22 protein-coding genes are annotated in these 20,815 nt (G+C 43.8%); 7 read left to right on the forward strand and 15 right to left on the reverse strand.

Annotated features, from left to right (window positions below; genetic code table 11):
* The first annotated feature begins 308 nt into the window (after positions 1-308).
* A complete protein-coding gene (locus K5R16_RS01385) occupies positions 309-1,475 on the forward strand; it encodes a porin (protein WP_220735750.1) in 1,167 nt (388 codons plus the stop codon).
* A 70-nt stretch (positions 1,476-1,545) separates the two neighbouring features.
* On the opposite strand, the gene K5R16_RS01390 is transcribed toward K5R16_RS01385, so the two are convergent.
* Positions 1,546-2,256, reverse strand: coding sequence for an oxidative stress defense protein (locus K5R16_RS01390; RefSeq protein WP_220735751.1), 711 nt, complete (start codon positions 2,254-2,256; stop codon positions 1,546-1,548).
* Positions 2,257-2,483: 227 nt separating this feature from the next.
* On the opposite strand from K5R16_RS01390, the gene K5R16_RS01395 reads away from it, so the two are divergent.
* Complete coding sequence (locus K5R16_RS01395) at positions 2,484-2,831, forward strand: hypothetical protein (protein ID WP_220735752.1); 348 nt, start codon at positions 2,484-2,486, stop codon at positions 2,829-2,831.
* Positions 2,832-2,834: 3 nt separating this feature from the next.
* Here K5R16_RS01395 and bluB read toward each other — a convergent pair whose 3' ends face one another.
* The 4 genes from bluB to K5R16_RS01415 form a co-directional block, all read right to left on the reverse strand.
* The gene (gene bluB, locus K5R16_RS01400) at positions 2,835-3,479 is read right to left on the reverse strand and encodes a 5,6-dimethylbenzimidazole synthase (protein WP_220735753.1); all 645 of its coding nucleotides are present in this window, start codon (positions 3,477-3,479) and stop codon (positions 2,835-2,837) included.
* 128 nt (positions 3,480-3,607) lie between these two features.
* Entirely contained in the window at positions 3,608-4,924 is a 1,317-nt protein-coding gene (locus tag K5R16_RS01405; RefSeq protein ID WP_220735754.1) for an anaerobic C4-dicarboxylate transporter, read from the reverse strand.
* 449 nt (positions 4,925-5,373) lie between these two features.
* Complete coding sequence (locus K5R16_RS01410) at positions 5,374-6,219, reverse strand: universal stress protein (protein ID WP_220735755.1); 846 nt, start codon at positions 6,217-6,219, stop codon at positions 5,374-5,376.
* Positions 6,220-6,230: 11 nt separating this feature from the next.
* Positions 6,231-7,718, reverse strand: coding sequence for a SulP family inorganic anion transporter (locus K5R16_RS01415; protein WP_220735756.1), 1,488 nt, complete (start codon positions 7,716-7,718; stop codon positions 6,231-6,233).
* A 490-nt stretch (positions 7,719-8,208) separates the two neighbouring features.
* Between K5R16_RS01415 and mpl the strand changes: the two genes are divergently transcribed.
* From mpl to K5R16_RS01440, 5 genes are all read left to right on the forward strand, one after another.
* Positions 8,209-9,594, forward strand: coding sequence for a UDP-N-acetylmuramate:L-alanyl-gamma-D-glutamyl-meso-diaminopimelate ligase (mpl, locus tag K5R16_RS01420; protein WP_220735757.1), 1,386 nt, complete (start codon positions 8,209-8,211; stop codon positions 9,592-9,594).
* 32 nt (positions 9,595-9,626) lie between these two features.
* Entirely contained in the window at positions 9,627-10,280 is a 654-nt protein-coding gene (locus K5R16_RS01425; protein WP_220735758.1) for a flavin prenyltransferase UbiX, read from the forward strand.
* 7 nt (positions 10,281-10,287) lie between these two features.
* On the forward strand, positions 10,288-10,821 hold the full coding sequence (gene hpt, locus K5R16_RS01430; RefSeq protein WP_044556115.1) for a hypoxanthine phosphoribosyltransferase: 534 nt from the start codon (positions 10,288-10,290) through the stop codon (positions 10,819-10,821).
* Between the two features lie 136 nt (positions 10,822-10,957).
* Positions 10,958-11,902, forward strand: coding sequence for an ABC transporter ATP-binding protein (locus K5R16_RS01435; protein ID WP_220735759.1), 945 nt, complete (start codon positions 10,958-10,960; stop codon positions 11,900-11,902).
* Positions 11,903-11,904: 2 nt separating this feature from the next.
* Positions 11,905-12,675 carry an ABC transporter permease gene (locus tag K5R16_RS01440; protein WP_220735853.1) on the forward strand — a complete coding sequence of 257 codons (771 nt, stop codon included), beginning with the start codon at positions 11,905-11,907 and terminating at the stop codon, positions 12,673-12,675.
* Between the two features lie 65 nt (positions 12,676-12,740).
* Here the strand turns inward: K5R16_RS01440 and K5R16_RS01445 are convergent, their stop codons facing one another.
* From K5R16_RS01445 to sfsA, 10 genes are all read right to left on the reverse strand, one after another.
* Complete coding sequence (locus K5R16_RS01445) at positions 12,741-13,082, reverse strand: DUF4144 domain-containing protein (protein ID WP_220735760.1); 342 nt, start codon at positions 13,080-13,082, stop codon at positions 12,741-12,743.
* Positions 13,079-13,492, reverse strand: coding sequence for a hypothetical protein (locus K5R16_RS01450; protein WP_220735761.1), 414 nt, complete (start codon positions 13,490-13,492; stop codon positions 13,079-13,081). The genes K5R16_RS01445 and K5R16_RS01450 overlap by 4 nt, the downstream gene beginning before the upstream one ends.
* Positions 13,493-13,607: 115 nt before the next feature.
* Complete coding sequence (locus tag K5R16_RS01455) at positions 13,608-14,114, reverse strand: DUF4124 domain-containing protein (protein ID WP_220735762.1); 507 nt, start codon at positions 14,112-14,114, stop codon at positions 13,608-13,610.
* 655 nt (positions 14,115-14,769) lie between these two features.
* Complete coding sequence (gene panC / locus K5R16_RS01460; protein WP_220735763.1) at positions 14,770-15,618, reverse strand: pantoate--beta-alanine ligase; 849 nt, start codon at positions 15,616-15,618, stop codon at positions 14,770-14,772.
* 59 nt (positions 15,619-15,677) lie between these two features.
* A complete protein-coding gene (gene panB / locus K5R16_RS01465; protein ID WP_220735764.1) occupies positions 15,678-16,472 on the reverse strand; it encodes a 3-methyl-2-oxobutanoate hydroxymethyltransferase in 795 nt (264 codons plus the stop codon).
* 128 nt (positions 16,473-16,600) lie between these two features.
* Complete coding sequence (folK, locus tag K5R16_RS01470) at positions 16,601-17,092, reverse strand: 2-amino-4-hydroxy-6-hydroxymethyldihydropteridine diphosphokinase (RefSeq protein WP_220735765.1); 492 nt, start codon at positions 17,090-17,092, stop codon at positions 16,601-16,603.
* Positions 17,092-18,486, reverse strand: coding sequence for a polynucleotide adenylyltransferase PcnB (gene pcnB, locus K5R16_RS01475; RefSeq protein WP_220735854.1), 1,395 nt, complete (start codon positions 18,484-18,486; stop codon positions 17,092-17,094). The genes folK and pcnB overlap by 1 nt, the downstream gene beginning before the upstream one ends.
* 87 nt (positions 18,487-18,573) lie before the next feature.
* Positions 18,574-19,452 (reverse strand): tRNA glutamyl-Q(34) synthetase GluQRS, encoded by an 879-nt coding sequence (gluQRS, locus tag K5R16_RS01480; protein WP_220735766.1) that lies wholly within the window; start codon positions 19,450-19,452, stop codon positions 18,574-18,576.
* A gap of 51 nt (positions 19,453-19,503) precedes the next feature.
* Complete coding sequence (gene dksA / locus K5R16_RS01485) at positions 19,504-19,947, reverse strand: RNA polymerase-binding protein DksA (RefSeq protein ID WP_220735767.1); 444 nt, start codon at positions 19,945-19,947, stop codon at positions 19,504-19,506.
* A gap of 160 nt (positions 19,948-20,107) precedes the next feature.
* Complete coding sequence (gene sfsA / locus K5R16_RS01490) at positions 20,108-20,812, reverse strand: DNA/RNA nuclease SfsA (protein WP_220735768.1); 705 nt, start codon at positions 20,810-20,812, stop codon at positions 20,108-20,110.
* Positions 20,813-20,815 lie beyond the last annotated feature (3 nt).

Here is a 20,815-nt window from a genome sequence, read left to right on the forward strand (position 1 = left end):
TTTAAGCCATAAACATTACACCGCAGCCCAAGTCTTGGGCTGCTTAATTTGATGTTCAATCTGCGTTACCAGCTTGCCAGTCATAAACTTTTCATCATATTGAGTAAACCTACTAAAGCAATTTGACCTCCCAGCGCCAACTTACAGCGATGCTTCTAGTGTTATCAACTTGTATTAACCTATTTATTTGCTATGTTTTTTGGGTAGTGATTGCTGTTTTGAATATCAATTATGCTTATAAAAATCAAGGCCAGCTAATGTATGACGCTAAAGCAGAAAATGGATAAATAACCAAGGTTGGAGATATTATGAAAAAAGCGCTAGCAATTTTGCCCCTCGCCACGTTGGTTTTCGTGCCGACAAGCTCGGCGATTGAAGTATTTAAAGATGATAAGAATGCATTTGAAGTTGGTGGTTTTGTTGATGCTCGTATTATTGATACCCAGGGTGTTACCGAAGTTGTAAACGGCAGCTCTAGAATCAATTTCGGCTTTACTCGAGAGATGTCCAGTGACTGGAAAAGTTACGTTAAATTAGAGTGGGGTGTAAATCCCTTTGGTAATGCAACAATTGCCTACAGCAGTGAGAGTAATTTCGAGACTCAAAGCGGCGATTTTCTAAATAATCGCTTAGGTTATGTTGGTTTAAGCCATGATAATTATGGTTCTGTCTCTATTGGTAAGCAGTGGGGCGCATGGTACGACGTGGTTTATAACACTAACTATGGCTTTGTATGGGATGGTAACGCCTCAGGGACTTATACTTACAATAAGTCTGATGGTGCCATCAATGGTGTGGGTCGTGGTGATAAGGTTATTCAGTACCGCAATGATTGGGGGAACTTGAGCATTGCGCTACAGATGCAGCTAAAGAGCAGCATGACTGATATTGCTGATGATGGCAGCAATAACCCTAATCGACTGGTATCAACCGAATACGATAATACTTATGGTATTGGCTTAACTTACCAAGCGACAGAGATGTTAGTGATTACCGCTGGTGGTAATATCGGTGAACCGGAGGGGACCACGGCAAGCGGTCGAGTGATCTCTGAGACTGACTATATTTACGGTTTTGGGCTAACTTGGGGCAGTTGGGATGAGCACGGCTTTTATGCGGCGATGAATCTCAACCAAAATGAGTTCCACGACACCGATAACTTAGGCCGTTTTTTGCAAGAGTCGGTCGGTCTAGAGACCTTAGCTTCTTACTTACTAGACAATAACTTTAAGCTTATGGCCTCATACAATATTTTAGAGGCTGGAGATGCTTATGAAGCGGCACATCCTGGTGATGTATTTAAGCGGCAATTCGCCGTTGCTGGCCTGCATTATGTGTGGGATAACAGCTTGGTCTTGTACTTAGAAGGTCGAGTCGACTTTAGTGATTTCAGTAGTGCCAATCCAGAAAATGAAGCTAAGCAGTCAGTTTCAGAAGATGACGGTATAGCCATCGGTATTCGATATGTTATGTGACCACTATAGTGAGTAGAAAAATAAATGCTTATCAAACTTAAGTTATTGATAAGCATTTATTATTGCTAGGCTATTTCAGGCGGTATGTCACTTCAACCCTATCTTGGATCGTCACTTGTCCCTGTTGGTAGCTTTTTGCCACATTGTAGCTGTCGCTTTCTGCGTTCATTCTCATCATTATCGGTTGTACTGGGCGTTGGTCAAAGTAACGAATTTGCCAAACTCCATTGAGTTCTTCGCCAAAACCTTCGGCCAATTCAGCTGCTTTTTGTTGGGCATCTTTAATTGCTGCTAACCTCGCTTGTTTTATATATTGTGCCTCTTTGCTCGATTTTAGCGCAATGTGATTGATGCGATTAATGCCTTGCTCGAGGGCGGTATCTAAAATACTGTTAAGCTCGCTGAGATCATTAACAGTGACGGTTACACGGCGATTGGCACTGTAGCCTATTAGTTTATTAGGCTGACCTTTTTCGTAATGATATTGTGGTTGTAGATTGATATTGGCACTTTGAATAAGCTCGCGGCTAACACCTGCTTTTTGTAAGCGCTCAATGAATTTTGCGACAGCTATATCCGATTGTTTTTTGGCTGCCTGTGCCGTTTCTGCTTTGATAATCACTTCGACGTTAACATCTGCCATATCGGCTTCAGCTACAATATTGCTGCTACCGATAGTTTCAAGGTGTGGGAAATTGACCTCGGCAGCCAATGTTGGCGCCGCGAGGCTTGCTGATAGAATGAGACCGGAGATTACTGCCGCGATTGTTGATTTATTCATGATGACTCCAAAAGTTGGCTGGTATTTGCCAAGAGGTAATTGAGTTGTTGTGAGTTATAAACGGCGCTGATTTGAAAAAGGGTTATATTTTTTTGATATTTAAATATTATTGGGCTCAATGCTCAAACTCGGTATTTATTTGCTTTTTTACAGTGATTTACTTTATGCATCATGTCCATTACAAACCATTGGCTATACTGATTACTTCAAACAAAAGGAGTAAAGTAATGCAACGCATTTTATTCGTAATGATACTTCTGCTAAGTGCAGCATGCGCCAATGTAGCAGCCACAGAGCGAGCAGATTCAGGAAAAATGTTAGCTAAGCTGACTGAAGAACTAAGCCTTACTGATGAGCAGCAAACAGAAACAGAAGTTGTGATGGGGTTATTTCATGATGAGATGAAACTACTGCACGAAAGTGAGGGCAGTCGCCGTGATAAAGGCAAGAAAATGAAGGTTGCCGCTGAGACTAGAGATAGTCAAATGCAACAGATTTTAGATGAATCGCAATTTGAACAGTATCAAAATATGGTCGCTGAAATGCGCGAAAAGATGAAGCAGCGAAGAAAATAGCCCTTAGGTAAACTTTTCTTTGAAAACCACCTGTGCAGCAGGCTTTGTTTGCTGCCAACCTTTCTGTTTAAGTTCTGGTTCATCTAGAAATTCATCAACGTAGCCGAGACATAAATAGCCAATTAACTCAGAAGCAGCGGGTGCATTGAGAATGTCCTTAACCTTAAGTGGGTCTAAAATACTGACCCAGCCAACCCCGATGTTGAGTGAACGAGCCATTAACCACAGGTTTTGAATCGCGCAAACTACGCTGAACTTGCCCATCTCGGGCATACTCGTTTGGCCTAACACGGCTACTGTGCTGGGCTGATAAAATACCGCTAGATTGATGGGCGCCTCAATAATCCCCTCAAGCTTTAGTGTGTCATATTGAGCTCGTTTATCGCCACTAAATTGCTGGCTGCCAGAAGCATTTTCTTCGCTGAAGGTTTGTTGAACTGCTTTTTTGGTCACTAAGTCTCTGATAACCACAAATTGCCAAGGTTGTGAATATCCCACTGAGGGCGCCAACATCGCTGCATTTAGCAGTGAATCAATCGTTGCTTGAGAAACCGGTTTATCATTAAAACGATTGCCGCGTACATCGCGCCTAAGGCGAATAATATCAGCCAATACTTGGCTATCGCTTTCACTAAATAATTGACTCATTTGGTTTCCATTTATGCTCAGGGCTCATTCGTTGCGAATAAAAAACGTGCCTTTTTAGGCACGTTATTGAGTATACTCAGATAGACAACTGCTAGGTTAGTTTGATTATGTATCAGTCTTCAGTTTTACTAATTTATCGCCATTGAAATGAAGTAGCCGACAAATGTCGCCGTCACCACGCCGATAAAGCCCGGCACGATAAAGCTGTGATTTAAGACATACTTGCCAATATGGGTAGTGCCCGTTCTGTCGAAACTAATTGCTGCTAAGTCACTTGGGTAAAATGGGAAAAAGAAGTAAGCATAACAAGCTGGTAATACACCGATTAATACTGGCGCAGGGATCCCTAAAGAGAAACCTAATGGCAGCATGATTGTTAAAGTAGCGGCTTGGCTTTTTAAAAACACCGAAGCGACAAACATCGCAATCGCAAACGACCAAGGATGTGCATGTACTATGTCGCTAACAGATTCAATCAAGTAACTCTTGTGATGACCGATAATGGTGTCACTTAACCATGCGATACCGAAGATAATAATTACCGCGGTCATCCCGGCAATAAACACGTTACTGTTGACGATCTTCTTGGGATCAACTTTGGTGGCTAATAAGATAAGCGCGCCGACAGAGAGCATCATAAATTGAATCGCCACCGACATTTTAACGCCTTCAGGCAGTAACTCTTTACTGAACATTGCCAATCCAATGACAGCAAGGATCCCCAATAAGAATATGCTTAATCCTTTCTTGGCAATGCTGTTACTCTTAGCCGTATCGCTGGTTTCAATGTCAGGGTCAATTAAGCTATTTTTAAACTCTTCATCTAACAGGCGAGCTTGAAATTCTTCGTCTTTATCAAGATCTTTACCGCGCGTTAAACTCCATGCTGAAGCGACTAAAACCCCGATTAGCGTAGAAGGGATAGTGACTAGCAACACATCTACTAAGCTGATATCGAGGTTATTCTCCATCGAGGTCGCAATAACCACTGCGGCAGCTGCGGCGATTGGACTGGCGGTGATCCCCATTTGTGATGCAACAGTTGCTATCGCAAGTGGCCGCTCAGGTCGAATACCTTTCTTGTATGCGACATCGTAGATGACTGGCAACAGCGGATAAACCGAGTGACCAGTACCAACCAGCACGGTGAGTGAATAGGTACATAGCGGCCCGAGAAATACGATTTGATTCGGATGTTTACGCAGGAGTTTTTCTGCATAACGCACGAGAAGCTTAAGCCCACCAGTCGCCTCAAGCGTCGCAGATGCAGCAACCACGGCTAGAATGATCAGCATGACGTTGATAGGGGGCGAGCCAGGAGCAATGCCAAACACAAAGGCCAGAATCGATACACCTAGCCCACCTAAAAGGCCAAAGGCAACACCGCCATGACGGATCCCGACAAAGATGACAGCCAGTAATAACAGCATATGTACGAAAAACATAAGGTATCCCTTCTAGTGATGTACTGAATTGTGTTTCTACAACAAATGGTGGTTATGCGTTAGAAAATGCCCTGCAATAGCTAACTTATACCGTATGTTATCTACTGCTTAAATAGTGGCTGTTCAGCAAGGTGATAAGCCGCATTGTTCTGCCACTATTTTTAGAAAAAATGTGAGCTTTGTACTTTTCATTAGAGACTAAATCGTTGTGTTAATATTGGGCAATTAACAGTTAGGTGATTTTAAAGTCTTTCAATAATATGGTTGGAGAGTTAGGGACTGTTGATCTCTCGAGCTTAGTCTTTGTTCGGATTCAATGCTTTTAGGGCAAGGCTTGAGCGATGATGCTTAGTGAGCTAAGTGAAAAATGCGTAACGCAGTAATAAAAACATTGAAAGATCAATAGCCCTAGTCAGCAGGCCGTAGATAGCCTGCTGTAGGGGAGGATATTATCGGATCAATAATAGCGGAACAGTGCTTTTTAACAGCACTTGTGTGGTGTTACTGCCAACAAAATACTGCCTTAATTTTGAGTGGCCGTAGGCACCCATTACAATCATTCCAAGCTGCTGTTGCTGTTGATAATCGAGTAATGCTGTATCGACATGACCTGTTAATACTCGCTCGGTCACTCTTACCCCAGCATCTTTTAGCTGCCTTGATGCCTGTTTAAAAGCCGCAGTTTGATCGCCTGAGCTATTAATCATCACAAGATGACATTCTAGCCCTGTGAGCAAAGGGGTATTTTTTGCTTTTTCTATTAACTTATCGCTGGTTGCGCTGCCGTCAAAGGCAATCATGTATGAGCTAGGTATGGCAAAGGTTTCACTGACCACCAAAGTGTGTGCTTTGATGCTTCTAACAACGCTCTCTAGCTGAGAACCAATGGCTTTTGAAGCGCTATGTTCTTCACCTGAACGACCAATAACTAATACCCTTAGCTGATGTTCAATATCACAGAGCGTTTCAAGTAAGCTACCATGGCGCTGTAATTTATAGATTTCATCGACACCCTTAACATGCGCTAGCTCTTCAGCGTGATTGAGTAGTTGTTTTCCATGTTTCAGTGCCACTTTACTGCGTAGTTCATCGAGCTCAACCAGTTCATTGAGCAGCTCTTCTTGACTGCCAATGCCTATTTGCCCTGATAGTTCACTGACCACAGGCCTAGCTGTTCTATCAAGCACGTGCAGTAGAGTTAGTGGTGCTTTGACTTTCTGTGCAACCCACGCACTGGCTTCACAGGTGGCTAGTGTTAACTTAGAGCCATCGATACATGCAACTATGTTTTTCATCTGTCTCATCCTTAATGTCCAGCCAGTAGTCTTTCAACTTCTTCAGGTTTGTCGTGTACACCAAATTTATCGACAATGGTGCGAGTCGCTTGGTTCATACCAATGAGATTAACTTGAGTCCCTTCACGGCGAAACTTAATTACTACCTTGTCTAATGCGGATACCGCGGTTACATCCCAAAAATGTGCAGCAGACAGATCGATGCTGACTGATTCTAAAACCTGTTTAAAATCAAATGAATCAATAAATTTATCAGCGGATGCAAAAAACACCTGCCCAATAACACGATACTCACAGCTGTCATTTTCAGCACTGTCACTCTTTACTACCATCATGCGACTAATTTTGTTGGCGAAAAATAGCGATGCCAATAGAACACCAACAAATACACCTATGGCGAGGTTATGAGTCGCCACTACCACGACAACCGTCGTCAACATGACAATGTTGGTCGACAGTGGATGTTTCTTCATGTCGATAATTGAGCGCCAAGAGAAGGTACCAATGGCTACCATTATCATGACGGCAACTAAGGCGGCCATTGGAATTTGCTTTAGCCAAGGGCCAAGAAATACCACCATGATCAGTAAGAAGATCCCCGCCGAAAAACTGGATAGACGTCCACGGCCACCAGATTTGATGTTAATCATCGACTGACCAATCATGGCACAACCTGCCATACCACCTAGTAAACCCGTTGATATATTGGCAATCCCTTGTCCCTTACATTCGCGATTTTTATCACTGCCGGTATCGGTGAGATCATCGACAATGGTTGCGGTCATCATTGACTCTAACAGTCCTACAACAGCAAGTCCTAGAGAGTAAGGTAATACAATCAGTAACGTATCCAGATTTAGTGGTACATCCGGCCATAAGAATATCGGTAAGGTATCGGGTAAGTCGCCCATATCGCCTACTGTGCGTATATCAACATCGAACATCATCGCAAATGCTGTTAAGCCAACAATACAAACTAAAGGGGAGGGCACAACTTTGCCGATAACCGGTAAATAGGGAAATAGGTAGATAATCGCTAGCCCCGCCAATGTCATTGCATAGACATGCCAAGTTACATTGCTCAGTTCAGGAAGTTGCGCCATAAAAATGAGTATTGCTAGTGCATTCACAAATCCGGTGACTACCGAGCGGGATACAAAGCGCATAAGATCGCCAAGCTTTAAATAACCTGCAAGGATCTGTAGTAAGCCGGTTAACACTGTTGCTGCGAGTAAGTATTGCAAGCCATGTTCTTTGACTAACGTAACCATTAACAGTGCCATAGCGCCAGTTGCCGCTGAAATCATCCCAGGACGAGCGCCAGTAAAAGCGATAACCACCGAAATACTGAATGAGGCATAAAGGCCCACTTTGGGGTCGACACCGGCGATAATCGAAAAGGCGATAGCTTCTGGGATCAGCGCTAAGGCAACAACGATACCCGCGAGCATGTCGCCACGAATATTAGATATCCAATCAATTTTGAAATTTTTAAACATTGAACTCTCAGTTTACGCACGGCAGTTCGCACCAGGTAAGGCTGGAGTGTTATGCGTGCTTTTTTGATAAAATTTTGGCGCAGAAAATGGTCGTAGTGATTCGACAACAAATTAACAAGCGCAAAGAATTAAGTGTGATACTTAGTTAGCAATGAAAGCTATAGGGAGGGCAGAGCGTTAGGGCGGCGTCATTAGCACAGTGAGTAATTTCCTCTAGATTAATTTTGGCTGGATACTACACCTAATAAGGCGTCGTTTGTGTGATTAAGATCACGCTAGAGTCGTTTCAAATTTATGCCAAGCCACGCTGGCATAGCCGTTTAGGCGTTTATGGTTGAGAAGGTGGCGTTGTAAATTCAGCTGTTAAACCGCTTCGATATCTCACTGAATTGGCAATCTTGTGTTTGAGTGAGTTTAAACCATAGTTAACTGACAAATAGCCGCGCAATTGGTTAGAATAAAGCAGATTTTTAAATTCAGAGTGACCACTATGCACGTACATATATTAGGGATTTGTGGCACCTTCATGGGCGGCCTTGCGCTGCTAGCAAGAGCTGAAGGGCACAAAGTGACAGGCAGTGATGCCAATGTATACCCGCCAATGAGCACTCAACTAGAAGAGCAAGGGATCGAGCTTATTCAAGGTTTTGACCCATCTCAATTAGGACAAGGTGAAGATGATGCTCCAGACCTTGTCGTGATAGGCAATGCGATGAGCCGCGGTAACCCTTGTGTGGAAGCGGTGCTCAACCGTGGTCTTAGATATACCTCTGGCCCACAATTTTTAGCGGAACATATTCTCGCCGAGCGTTGGGTATTAGCGGTTTCTGGTACTCATGGCAAAACCTCAACTGCTAGCATGTTGGCTTGGATTTTAGAAGATTGCGGCTATGAACCTGGCTTTTTAATTGGTGGTGTGCCGCAGAACTTTGGTGTATCGGCCCGTCTTGGAGGCTCACCATTTTTTGTGGTGGAAGCCGATGAATACGACAGTGCATTTTTCGATAAACGATCCAAGTTTGTACATTACCAGCCACGAACGTTGGTGATTAATAACCTTGAGTTTGACCATGCAGACATTTTTGATGACCTAAAAGCCATCCAACGTCAGTTTAATCACGTAATACGCACCGTTCCCGGTGAAGGCAAAGTCATTTGGCCTGCTGATGCTAAAAGTGTGCAGCAAGTTATTGAACTGGGTTGTTGGAGCGAACAGGAGATGTACCATCTACACTCCGCTGCAACAGGTTGGTACGCCACTAACCTAAGTGAAGACGGTCATGAGTTTGAAGTGTTCTTCGATGGTGACTCACAAGGTGTTGTTAATTGGCCGCTAATTGGCCAGCACAATATTGAAAATGCAGTGATGGCAATCGCAGCAGCAAGACATGTGGGTGTTAAGCCAGATGCCGCTATTGCAGCATTAGTTAAGTTTGCGCCACCAAAGCGCCGTATGGAGCTGATTGGTTGTGTTGGTGGTGTTGAAGTTTATGATGACTTTGCTCATCACCCAACAGCGATAACCACCTCTCTCGCGGGTATGCGCGCCAAAGTGGGTGAGGGGAAAGTGACGGTTATTTTAGAGCCGCGCTCAAACACCATGAAAAGCGGTGTGCATAAAGACACTTTAGCCAATTCATTGGCCTTAGCCAGTAACGCATATCTTTACCAAGCGGGTAATATCGATTGGGATATAAGCGCTGCTATGAGCACAGCAGCAGTGCCTGTTGAGGTATTATTCGATATTGATGAGATTATTACCAAAGCCGTGGCCCAAGCCTGCAGTGGAGATACTATCATTGTGATGAGCAATGGTGGCTTCGGTGGCTTGCATCAAAAGTTACTGGCTCAGCTAACCGATAAAGCTAGCCACTAATTATAGCGATTAAAACAGGTAACAAATAAAGCATGAGTGTGACAATTCAAAAAGCAGACAAGTCTATCAGTTTAGCTTGGACCGGCGCCTCTGGTGCGCCTTATGGTTTGAGATTATTAGAGATCCTGCTTAAGAGTGATTATCAAGTTTTCTTGATGATTTCATCTGCCGCCAGAGTGGTACTCGCCACAGAGCAAGGTTTGCAGTTAAGTGCCAATAGTGACAAGGCTAAAGCGCAGCTACTTGCACAATTTGGCGATGTGGCCGGAGAGCTCATTGTACTGGGTAAGGAGGAGTGGTTTTCACCGCCAGCATCTGGCTCCGCTGCACCTAAACAGATGGTCATCTGTCCTTGTAGTACTGGGACTTTAGCCGCGGTTGCCACTGGGATGAGCAATAATTTACTTGAACGAGCGGCGGATGTTGTAATAAAAGAGCGTGGCCAATTGATACTTGTTCCAAGAGAAACCCCTTTTAGCGCCATACACTTAGAGCATATGTTGTCGCTTTCTCGGCTCGGGGCTACCATCATGCCTGCTGCGCCAGGCTTTTATCATAATCCCAAATCGATTGAAGATCTGGTAGACTTTATGGTCGCCCGGATTCTTGACCATTTGGGCGTCGACCATGCATTAACGAATCGTTGGGGTTATGAAAAGCATAATACCAATGACATCGACTATTGAGAGTTTTATGAAACACACCACTGAAGTGATGATCTCTGCTGAAGAGATCGATCAAAAATTGGATATTTTGGCTGAGCAGATTAACGCTCATTACGCCGATAGTGACCGCCTGTTGATGGTAGGTCTACTTAAAGGTTCTGTTGTATTTATGGCAGATCTTTGTCGACGTATTAAAGGCCACGTAGAGATCGATTTTATGTCGGTATCGAGTTATGGCAATGCCATGACAAGCAGCCGCGACGTAAAAATCCTTAAAGACGTGCAGTCCGAGATTCAGGGGCGTGATGTACTGATTGTTGAAGATCTTATCGATTCAGGTAATACCTTGAATAAGGTACGTGAGATGTTACTTATCCGCGAACCAAAAAGCTTAGCCTTATGTACGCTGCTTGATAAGCCTGAACGCCGTGAAGTTAACGTACCTGTCGACTTTATCGGTTTTACCATTCCTGACGAGTTTATTGTTGGTTATGGTATCGACTATGCGGAGCAGTATCGTAACCTGCCTTACATCGCAAGAGTCGTTCCACTAGAAGACTAATTTGGTCTCTTTAGCTTTAATCTAGCTTCAACGCTGTCTAGCGTTAACTCTAGATTGAAGTTGGGAGCGCAATGTAAATTATTGACTCCCGCAATTGCGGGAGTTTTTTTATTGATACAGATTGATTGGAATAACCATGGCAAACACAGAAGCCGCCTTAGTTATTGACTCCCTAAAGAAAACCTATAAAGGCGGAGTTGAAGCAGTAAAGGGCATTAGTTTAACCGTTAACAAGGGTGATTTCTTTGCACTGCTTGGGCCAAACGGAGCAGGTAAATCTACAACGATTGGTGTGATTAGCTCTTTGGTGCAAAAAAGTTCAGGCAGCGTGTCTGTGTTTGGACACGATATTGATAAAGAGCTTGAGCTTGCCAAACTCAGTATTGGTTTAGTGCCGCAAGAGTTTAATTTCAATCAGTTTGAAACCGTACAGCAGATAGTTGTTAATCAGGCTGGCTACTACGGCGTAAAGAAAGAAGTTGCGCTACAACGTGCTGAAAAGCATTTGAGTCAGCTCGATCTATGGGAAAAGCGTGATAGCCCTGCACGAGCTTTATCTGGTGGCATGAAGCGCCGTTTGATGATTGCTCGCGCGCTGATGCATGAACCACAGCTTTTGATCTTAGATGAGCCAACCGCAGGCGTAGATATTGAGCTTCGCCGCTCCATGTGGACATTTTTAACTGAACTGAATGAGCAAGGTGTGACGATTATCCTCACCACTCACTATTTGGAAGAAGCGGAAATGTTGTGCCGTAATATCGGCATTATCGATAAAGGTGTGCTGGTGGAATGCACCACGATGAAGTCACTATTGAGTCGATTGAACATGGAGACGTTTATTCTTGATCTCGCTGGTGATCTGGCGGATAAACCTGAGTTGTTAGAGATTGATTGCCGTCTTAGCGATCCGCATACGTTAGAAGTCGATGTGGCTAAAGATCAGAGCTTGAACGATGTGTTTGTGCAACTGAGTAAGCTTGATATTCAAGTGTTGTCTATGCGCAACAAGGCTAACCGTCTAGAAGAGTTATTTGTCGAGCTGGTAGAGAAGGGCAAAATGGCCGGGGATCAACAATGAATATGAAAGCGCTGTATTTTACAGCTTTTAAAAGTATCTTAACCAAAGAGATAAACCGTTTTACCCGCATCTGGGTGCAAACATTAGTGCCGCCAGCCATTAGCATGACCTTGTATTTTTTGATATTTGGTAACTTGGTTGGCAAGCGTATCGGAGAGATGGGCGGCGTATCATACATGGAGTTTATTGCCCCAGGTTTAATTATGATGGCAGTTATCACCAGTTCATACTCTAACGTGGCATCTTCCTTTTTTAGTGCGAAGTTTCAACGCAACTTAGAAGAGCTTATTGTCGCTCCTGTGCCGCACTATGTGATTATTGCTGGCTATGTGGGTGGTGGTGTTGCCCGCGGCCTCTGTGTGGGCACGATAGTGACCTTAGTGGCACTGTTCTTTGTCGATATCAGCATACAACATGTAGGGTTAGTTGCTATTACCGTGTTTTTAACCGCTGTATTGTTTGCCTTAGCTGGCTTGATCAATGCGGTTTTTGCCAAGAGCTATGACGATATTAGTATTGTTCCCACTTTTGTCTTAACGCCGCTCACTTACCTTGGTGGTGTGTTTTACTCGTTGTCTTTGTTACCAGACTTTTGGCAAGGGGTGTCAGCGCTAAATCCTGTGGTTTACATGATCAACGTATTCCGCTTTGGCTTTTTGGGTTACGCAGATATTAGTGTGCCTTTGTCTGTTGCTGTGATGGTTGGCTTCTGCGTCGGCTTCTGGAGCCTAGCTTATTACCTGATTTCACGTGGGATCGGCTTGAGAAGTTAGCGTGGTCGTTAGCTCTTGCCAGCTCTAAACAAAGCCAGTAACTCAATTGCTGGCTTTTTTATTAGTTAATTCTGCTCAATAAATGCCACAACCTCGAATAGCTGTTCAATGGTATTTATCGTTAACTTACTGGTACAGCAGTGACCGTTTTGGCTGGCATATTGTTGAACAGAGCTGCGTAGCTGCTCTAAAGATACCTGTGGCGAAGCAAGCTGGAACCTTGTCGGAAGATCTTCGTTAATCAAGTAACTGTTACCTGTATCATCGATAATATAGCTGCCTTTTAGCACGCCGAGCATGTCTGTTTGCTCTGACCAATCTAGCGAAGATTCAACAAGCAGCAAATCAACGCTATCTTGTTGTAGCAGTATAACTGGCCAGTTAACTTGCTCTAGTAGTATGCTCATTGGTCCTCCTGAACTAACCATGGGTACTGTGTTTGACAGTCGTAATCGGCAAAAGCTTTAGCTTTATCTTTATCTTGTATGCTATCAGCAATACCAAAGGCATAGCCTTTAATATAAACCAATACATAAAATGCCCGTTGCTGACCATTATCATAGGGTGCCAGCAATGAGTTAAGTCGAAAGTTAAGCGACATATTATCTATTTTTTGGCCACTGCTCATTGCCAGTTTTGAGCAGATTAGCATATTGGTTATTTCAGGTTTGCTTAGTGCTTTATCTGCTGTAGCAACAAAGCCATGCATCCCCATTCCTCCGCGGCTAGCAATCATCTTTTGCAGGGTGATGTAAGCGAAAGCTGTACCCAATAATAGGCCGAGTATAAAGAGAGTGATGTAGCTGAGTTTACGCATGATGATAGCGGTGCTTTTATAATGGTAATAGATGAATATTACTCGGGTGGCATACAAAGCCTAGTTTCAATACTCTTATATGTGACATAAGCGGCTAGCGCAGTGCAGTAGTATGCTATTTAGCGTTAGAAGTTTCTAAGGTAATTTGCTCTTTATGGTCATCTAACAAAATAATTGTAGATGCATTATTGGCAATGAGGTTATCAAAGTGCAAATTCATCTCCTCAATAGACGCTATATAGGCTGGATCTGTAGTTTCTTTTTTTTGCCAATATCGGTTACGTTCTAATTTTTGTAACTCACTGGCTCTTAATATTTCAAAGTAGCTATTTTCTTGTTTTAAGCGGTACATTTCACTGTCTAAAAGCTGTAATAAACGAGTTTTAGAAATGACTTCTTTCTGCAGTAGTGCTTGCAGTGGATCGACAGTATTAGTGCGTTTATCTGAGTCAGTTTCGGTAGTAATACCTAGTTGATACTCAATTTTGTGCTGTCGAAATTCTTTGGGACAGGAGTGTTGGCTAAAGACGATCTTATCGTCTTTAATACACTTAAAAATGCTGTTTGCCACAGCGGAACCACTAAACATTAAGCAAAGTATTGAGAGTATGACTTTCGTCATTGGGTTAAATATCCTTTTAGCCACAGATTCCATTACCAATCTCATCCATATTCCGTGAGCATTTTTAGCGATGCTTGGTGTTATACCAATTCCACTAAAGATGTGATCAATTCAGAGCTTTCTCAGGACTTTCAATTCAAGGCGCATTGTGGAATAAATGGTTATTCCCTTTTAAGACAATGCAACGCAGCAGTGAATGTCCTGAAAAGCTCACTGCGTGCGGGTTTTAAATCCCTTAATACGGCGAACGTGGCTTTCGATATACGCCTGCATGGATGCAGAAGGTAGAGCGAAGCAGGATGCCAGAGCCGAGAATAACTATTAACTAAAACCCATTTGCTTGTCTAAAGTGATTTAAATTTCCGCTGAATGACCAACTCTTTAATGGAATTGGTATTACTGTCGATACAAATGTGTGGTTTGTGTAATAAGCATACTATGACGTAACTCGAAAGATAAAACCAGTTTTTTGACGCGAGATTATGATGAAAAATTATGCTGGTAAAGCTAGATGAAACACCGTTTTATGAATTTTATTTGTGTTCAAAGTTCAAAATATTGACGTGTCACCCAGCCTAGTTAATGAAATGGAATAGGTTAAAACAGCAGGCAGAACTTTAGCTGCTCAAGCCTGACGGCTTGAGCCAAGAATGGGCTACTTAAGTTTGACGACTAGGTTATCGATTAAGCGTGTTGCGCCCATATAAGCGGCGACCAAAATTACCTGTTCAGTATCACTGTTTGCAGCCTTATTGAAAGTTTTTGCGTTACGAATATCGAGATAATCGTTATCAAATCCAGCTGCGGAAATTGCTATATTTGCTGCGCTGATAACCTCGTCAGTTTGCTTGCCAGCGCAAAGCTCTATTGCCATTTTATCTAAGGTTTGTTTGAGCACTGCTGCTTGCTGCTTTTGCGCTGCAGTTAAGTAGCCGTTACGTGAGCTCATTGCGAGGCCAGAATCTTCACGAATCGTTTCGACACCGATAATTTCAATCGGCATCGAAAGATCTTCAACCATGGTCTTAATGACTAACAACTGTTGAAAGTCTTTCTGCCCAAACACAGCGATATCAGGCTGAACAATATTAAACAGCTTGCACACTATTGTGGCTACACCGCGAAAGTGACCAGGACGACTTTCACCACACAGCTGGTTCGAAATAAGTGGCACTTCAACAAAAGTCTGCGCCTCCATTCCCTTTGGGTAAATAATGTCTGGAGTCGGAGTAAACAGCAGCTCTGCTCCCGCTGCTATCAACGCACTCTGATCATTACTAAGGGTTCTTGGGTAGGCATCAAGATCTTCGTTCTGACCAAATTGCATAGGGTTGACGAAGATAGAAGCGACTACGTGATCGGCGCGTGACTTGGCTTCTTTAACTAATGTGAGGTGCCCTAGGTGTAAATTACCCATTGTAGGGACAAAGGCTACAGTTTCGCCTTTCATACGCCATGCAAGGACTTGCTTGCGAATAGCGCTAATAGATTCGGTGGTGATCATGATTTTACTGCTCTAACACTAACAAAAATTAAATTGTTGAAATACGTTTAACTAATCGTTTAGTTAAACGTATGCTCTTCAGCTGGAAAAATACCTTGAGCGACTTCGTCAATATAGGCACGAACCGCACTGCGGATCTCGCCTGTTTGCTTGAGGTAATTTTTAGAAAAGCGCGGAATGTAACCACTAGAAATACCGAGTACGTCGTGCATCACTAAAATCTGACCATCGGTATCAGCGCCAGCTCCGATACCTATCACTGGTATGGTTAAGGCTTCGGTAATTGCTTTTGCTAACGGTGCAGGAATGCACTCTACCACCAGTAACTGCGCTCCTGCGGCTTCTAACGCTTTAGCTTCATCGAGAATGCGCTGGGCATTATCTGCATCACGACCTTGAATTTTGAACCCACCAAAGACATGTACTGATTGCGGCGTTAAACCCAAGTGAGCGCAAACAGGAATACCGCGCTCAGTAAGCATTTTAACGCTCTCTAATAACCAGTGGCCACCTTCAACCTTGACCATATTGGCGCCAGCCTGCATCAGCGTGGTAGCGTTAATCATGGTTTGCTCAGGTGTGGCATAACTCATAAAAGGCATATCTGCGATTAGCAATGCGCGTTCTACGCCACGGCGAACACAGCGAGTATGATAGGCAATATCGTCAACGGTAACAGGCAGCGTATCGTTATGTCCTTGAAGTACCATTCCCATAGAATCACCGACTAATAGCACGTCAACGCCTTCGCTATCGAATGCGTTTGCAAAACTGGCATCATATGCTGTTAATGCAGTGAATTTCTTGCCTTCACTTTTGAAGGTTCTCAGTGTAGAACTCGTAATTTTGGACATAGTGGTAATTTTAAAACCTAAATTGTGAAGTTGTTATAAGCCAAGTAGCTCCGAACTTCAATGGTCATGGAATCAAACATCTGAACTAATATGGATAGTCTATCAAAAAACAGCCATGAAAATGAATTCTATAGCTCGGACTGCTGTGCTAGTTGCAATTCGGCAACTAAAGCGTCGGTTATCAAACTGCTTAACGGTACTTCATCTGGTAGTACGAGTGTTGGAGATAGATCAAATAACGGCACTAAGACGAAGCTGCGTTGCTTCATTCCATAATGAGGTACTGTCAGTCGAGGCAGGTTGATCTGTTCATGTCCATACAGCAGCAGGTCTAAATCTAAGGTTCTTGGTCCCCAACGCAATGTTCTCAATCGACCTTGTTCATTTTCAATCTTTTGCAGTGCGTCGAGTAGAGCAAGGGGAGCGAGATCCGTCTTAAAGCCAGCTACGGCATTAACATAATCAGGTTGCTCAACGTCGCCCATTGGCACTGAACGGTAGTAGGGGGAGATGCTAAAAGAGGCTTCTTCGGCAATGCTCAACAATGCTTGGCAAGCATTGTTGAGCTGTTCGATGGGCTGGCTTAAGTTAGCACCCAATGCAACATAGACTTGAATCATTATTCAGCAGGTTTAGGTGCTGCTTTTTCTGAAGGCTTACGGCGGCGACGCTGAGAGTTGCGGTTACGTCCACCTTTGTTAGTCGATTTTGCAATAACATTGCGTTGATCTTCACTGCCTTCAACAAAGCTCTTCCACCAGGCTGCATTCTTGGCGACAGTCCCGCCTTCGGCCTCACCACGTAGCAACAGTAGATCGTAAGCTGCTCTGAACTTAGGGTGCTCTATAAATTTAAACGCCTTGGTGCCTTTATTACGTTCAAAACGCAGTTGCAGCTGCCAAATATCTTTGGTTACAGTGCTAAAGCGGCGTGGAATGCTGATCGAGCGACATTGCTGCTCCATGATATCGCCCATGGCAGCAGTGTAGGCGTCATACAAGCTAAGACCACTTTCTAGAGCTATATCGTCAGATCGCTGGGTGAGCGGATACCAAAGCATTGCTGCATAGAAAAATGCAGGAGTGACAGGTTTTTCCTGCTCAATACGTGAATCGGTGTTTTCCATCATCTCTTGTAGTAGCTTAGCTATCGGCCCGTGTGGAGCTTCATTTAACTGTGTATCAACAAGTGGAAATAGTGGCGCAAATAAACCAAAGTCACGCATCATATTGTAGTTTTGTGCAGCTTTACCGGCGAAGAACAGTTTTAATACTTCTTCATACATGCGTGCAGCTGGAATATCTTTCAATAGTGGCGCTAGCTCTTTTATCGGGTCCGCTGCTGCAGACTCAATGCTCATATCGAGCTTGGTGGCAAAGCGCACTGCTCGAAGCATGCGCACTGGATCTTCACGATAGCGAGTCTCTGGATCACCAATAAGACGAATAGTGCGCGATTCTAGATCTTGTAGTCCACCGCCGTAGCTATGAATAGAGAAGTCGCTAATATCGTAGTAGAGTGCGTTAACTGTAAAGTCACGACGTTCGGCATCTTCATCTATTGAGCCATAAACGTTGTCACGCAGCAGACGACCCGACTCGTTAGTCTTGGAGATCTTCTCACCGCTATCCACATGGTGACCACGCAACGTTGCCACTTCAATGACATCACGGCCAAATACAATGTGTGCGAGGCGGAAGCGTCTACCGACAAGGCGACAGTTACGGAATAGACGTTTTATCTCTTCCGGCGTCGCATTGGTTACCACGTCAAAATCTTTTGGCTGCATTCCCAATAGAATGTCACGCACACCACCGCCGACTAAGTAAGCCTTAAAGCCTGACTTATGCAGTCTGTAGAGAACTTTGATCGCATTTTCACTGATCTGTCTACGAGAAATTGAGTGCGCTTTTCTAGGCACAACTTCTAAACTCAGACCTTCCTGAGTATCTTCTTCAGCTTTTGGACTATCGTCAAATAACTGTTTACAGAATTGGCTAATACGGCGAAAAATGGGACACCTCTGATTTGGATCTTAACTTAGGTAAAAACAAGTGGGCTATGATAACTCAATTAAAGCTCAATGAGTATACGATTCAGTTCACGTAATAAGGAGTATTTCAGATTGTGTAGGTACCTTCGTCATATCAAACTGGCTAATTGCTTGCACTAGCATCTTAGTAACGTCTGTTTCAGGTACCACTTCTGCTTGGCCTAAAAAGGTGAGTGCGGCATTAATACTGGCTTGTGGCTTAACAACATCAATTGCTGCAGCATGATTTTGTTTGGATAACTTACGGCCTTTTTCAGCGCAGGCTAACGGCAGGTGCAGCCAATCAGGACTGGGGCAATTTAACAGCTTAAATAGACTTATCTGACGACAGGTCGGCTCTAGCAGATCCGAGCCTCTAACGACCTCGGTAATCTGTTGATGAATATCGTCAAGTACCACAGCCAACTGATAAGCATAAAGGCCATCGCTGCGCTTAATGATGAAGTCTTCAGCGGCAAATTGGTTATCGACTGCAATAGTACCTTTTAGCTGGTCTTGGAACTGTGCCACACCATAATGGTTTCGAATGCGAATCGCTCCTGTTTTATGGGGCTGAATACGCGTTCCACATCGACCATCATAACTGCCGCCCATGGCTTTAATCTCTTTACGAGTGCATTGGCAATAGTAAGCGTTATCCGTTGCGAGTAATTGATTTATCTGTTGCTGGTAAACATCCAGTCGCTGACTTTGATAAAGCACTGTGCTGTCCCAATGCATACCATAGGCTGCTAGCGTTGTGAGTATTTGATCGCTAGCACCAGCAATTTCGCGCGGTGGATCAATATCTTCAATACGCACTAGCCATCGGCCGCCCAAAGAGCGGGCACGCAAAAAACTGCCGAGGGCAGCAATCAATGAACCAAAATGAAGTGGACCAGAAGGGGACGGTGCAAAGCGACCGATATAGGGTGTCGAGTTAACCATTAGGAAAAGAACAAAAGAGCGGAGCTTTTGCTCCGCACCTTATGATGGCGTTTAACCCGCCATCTGCTTTTCTTTGATCTCTGCAAGTGTCTTACAGTCGATACATTGATCGGCTGTTGGACGAGCTTCCAGACGGCGAATACCGATTTCGATACCGCAAGAGTCACAGAAACCAAAGTCTTCTTCTTCGATTTTCTGTAGCGTCTTTTCAATCTTCTTGATTAGCTTGCGCTCTCTATCACGAGCACGCAACTCTAAACTAAACTCTTCTTCCTGGGCAGCACGATCGACAGGATCTGGGAAATTGGCTGCTTCGTCTTGCATGTGATTAAGAGTACGATCGACTTCTTCACGCAATTGGTTACGCCAAGCTTCAAGAATTATTTTGAAGTGAGCAGACTGCTCCTCATTCATGTACTCCTCACCGGGTTTTTCCTGGTAAGGTTCTACACCTGCGATAGCGAGCACGCCGAGTTTTTTAGTGCCTTCTGGCATAACGCATCTCCTGTTAATCATTTGCGTTGTAGGGCGTCTGTATAATAACGGGCGCTATCTATATCAGAAACCCACGATATAGGCAAATAATTTGTGTTATCTGGACTCTATTCTTTGACTATGTCCGCTATTAAGAACAATTTCAACTGTATATTCTGAATTAGAGTTTAACCGGGCAGGATTTAACCAAACTCGCAGCGATGGGCGACATGTCAGCACTATAAGCTAACACCTCTACTCCGGTTGAATAGGCTTCACTGAGTAATTTGGCATAAGCTGGATCAATATGTTCAGCTGCTTTGACTGAGTGTATTCCTGTGTGCTGAACAACAAACAACAAGACCGCTCTGTGCCCTTGCTCCACCATCTCCATTAATTCGCGTAAATGTTTTTGACCACGAGTGGTGACGGCATCAGGAAAATACCCTTGTCCGTTCTCGAGCAAAGTACAGCTTTTTACTTCTACATAGCAGTTAGCTTGTGCGTCGCTGGTTAATAATATATCTATGCGGCTGTTTTCACTACCATACTTAACTTCTCTTCGCAGTGAGTCATAGCCTTGTAGCTCCACTATAGTGCCATTATTAATCGCTTCTTCGGCTAAGGCATTAGCTCTGCCCGTATTGATACCAATAATGTCACCGTCAGGCGTTTGTGCTTGTTCCCAAGTGCGACTGTACTTGCGCTTTGGGTTGTCGGAGACTGAAAACCACACCTTGCTACCCGGAAATAAACAGTTACGCATTGAACCGGTATTTGGACAGTGAATGGTGACTTCATTGCCATCTTCTAGGGTGATATCGGTTAGAAATCGTTTATATCGTTGAATGAGCAACCCGCTCGCAAATTCAGGGATGAATTTCATCTC

Origin of the sequence: Shewanella sp. c952, from assembly GCF_019654975.1 — a bacterium.
Taxonomy (GTDB): domain Bacteria; phylum Pseudomonadota; class Gammaproteobacteria; order Enterobacterales; family Shewanellaceae; genus Shewanella.

Coding starts and splice junctions, on each gene's coding strand:
- dksA (WP_220735767.1), bottom strand. CDS start 19,947: ATGCCAGAAGGCACTAAAAAACTCGGCGTGCTCGCTATCGCAGGTGTA.
- hpt (WP_044556115.1), top strand. CDS start 10,288: ATGAAACACACCACTGAAGTGATGATCTCTGCTGAAGAGATCGATCAA.
- K5R16_RS01450 (WP_220735761.1), bottom strand. CDS start 13,492: ATGCGTAAACTCAGCTACATCACTCTCTTTATACTCGGCCTATTATTG.
- K5R16_RS01455 (WP_220735762.1), bottom strand. CDS start 14,114: ATGACGAAAGTCATACTCTCAATACTTTGCTTAATGTTTAGTGGTTCC.
- panB (WP_220735764.1), bottom strand. CDS start 16,472: ATGTCCAAAATTACGAGTTCTACACTGAGAACCTTCAAAAGTGAAGGC.
- gluQRS (WP_220735766.1), bottom strand. CDS start 19,452: ATGGTTAACTCGACACCCTATATCGGTCGCTTTGCACCGTCCCCTTCT.
- mpl (WP_220735757.1), top strand. CDS start 8,209: ATGCACGTACATATATTAGGGATTTGTGGCACCTTCATGGGCGGCCTT.
- bluB (WP_220735753.1), bottom strand. CDS start 3,479: ATGAGTCAATTATTTAGTGAAAGCGATAGCCAAGTATTGGCTGATATT.
- K5R16_RS01390 (WP_220735751.1), bottom strand. CDS start 2,256: ATGAATAAATCAACAATCGCGGCAGTAATCTCCGGTCTCATTCTATCA.
- panC (WP_220735763.1), bottom strand. CDS start 15,618: ATGATCACCACCGAATCTATTAGCGCTATTCGCAAGCAAGTCCTTGCA.
- K5R16_RS01425 (WP_220735758.1), top strand. CDS start 9,627: ATGAGTGTGACAATTCAAAAAGCAGACAAGTCTATCAGTTTAGCTTGG.
- K5R16_RS01395 (WP_220735752.1), top strand. CDS start 2,484: ATGCAACGCATTTTATTCGTAATGATACTTCTGCTAAGTGCAGCATGC.
- sfsA (WP_220735768.1), bottom strand. CDS start 20,812: ATGAAATTCATCCCTGAATTTGCGAGCGGGTTGCTCATTCAACGATAT.
- K5R16_RS01415 (WP_220735756.1), bottom strand. CDS start 7,718: ATGTTTAAAAATTTCAAAATTGATTGGATATCTAATATTCGTGGCGAC.
- K5R16_RS01440 (WP_220735853.1), top strand. CDS start 11,905: ATGAAAGCGCTGTATTTTACAGCTTTTAAAAGTATCTTAACCAAAGAG.
- K5R16_RS01385 (WP_220735750.1), top strand. CDS start 309: ATGAAAAAAGCGCTAGCAATTTTGCCCCTCGCCACGTTGGTTTTCGTG.
- K5R16_RS01405 (WP_220735754.1), bottom strand. CDS start 4,924: ATGTTTTTCGTACATATGCTGTTATTACTGGCTGTCATCTTTGTCGGG.
- folK (WP_220735765.1), bottom strand. CDS start 17,092: ATGATTCAAGTCTATGTTGCATTGGGTGCTAACTTAAGCCAGCCCATC.
- K5R16_RS01445 (WP_220735760.1), bottom strand. CDS start 13,082: ATGAGCATACTACTAGAGCAAGTTAACTGGCCAGTTATACTGCTACAA.
- K5R16_RS01410 (WP_220735755.1), bottom strand. CDS start 6,219: ATGAAAAACATAGTTGCATGTATCGATGGCTCTAAGTTAACACTAGCC.
- K5R16_RS01435 (WP_220735759.1), top strand. CDS start 10,958: ATGGCAAACACAGAAGCCGCCTTAGTTATTGACTCCCTAAAGAAAACC.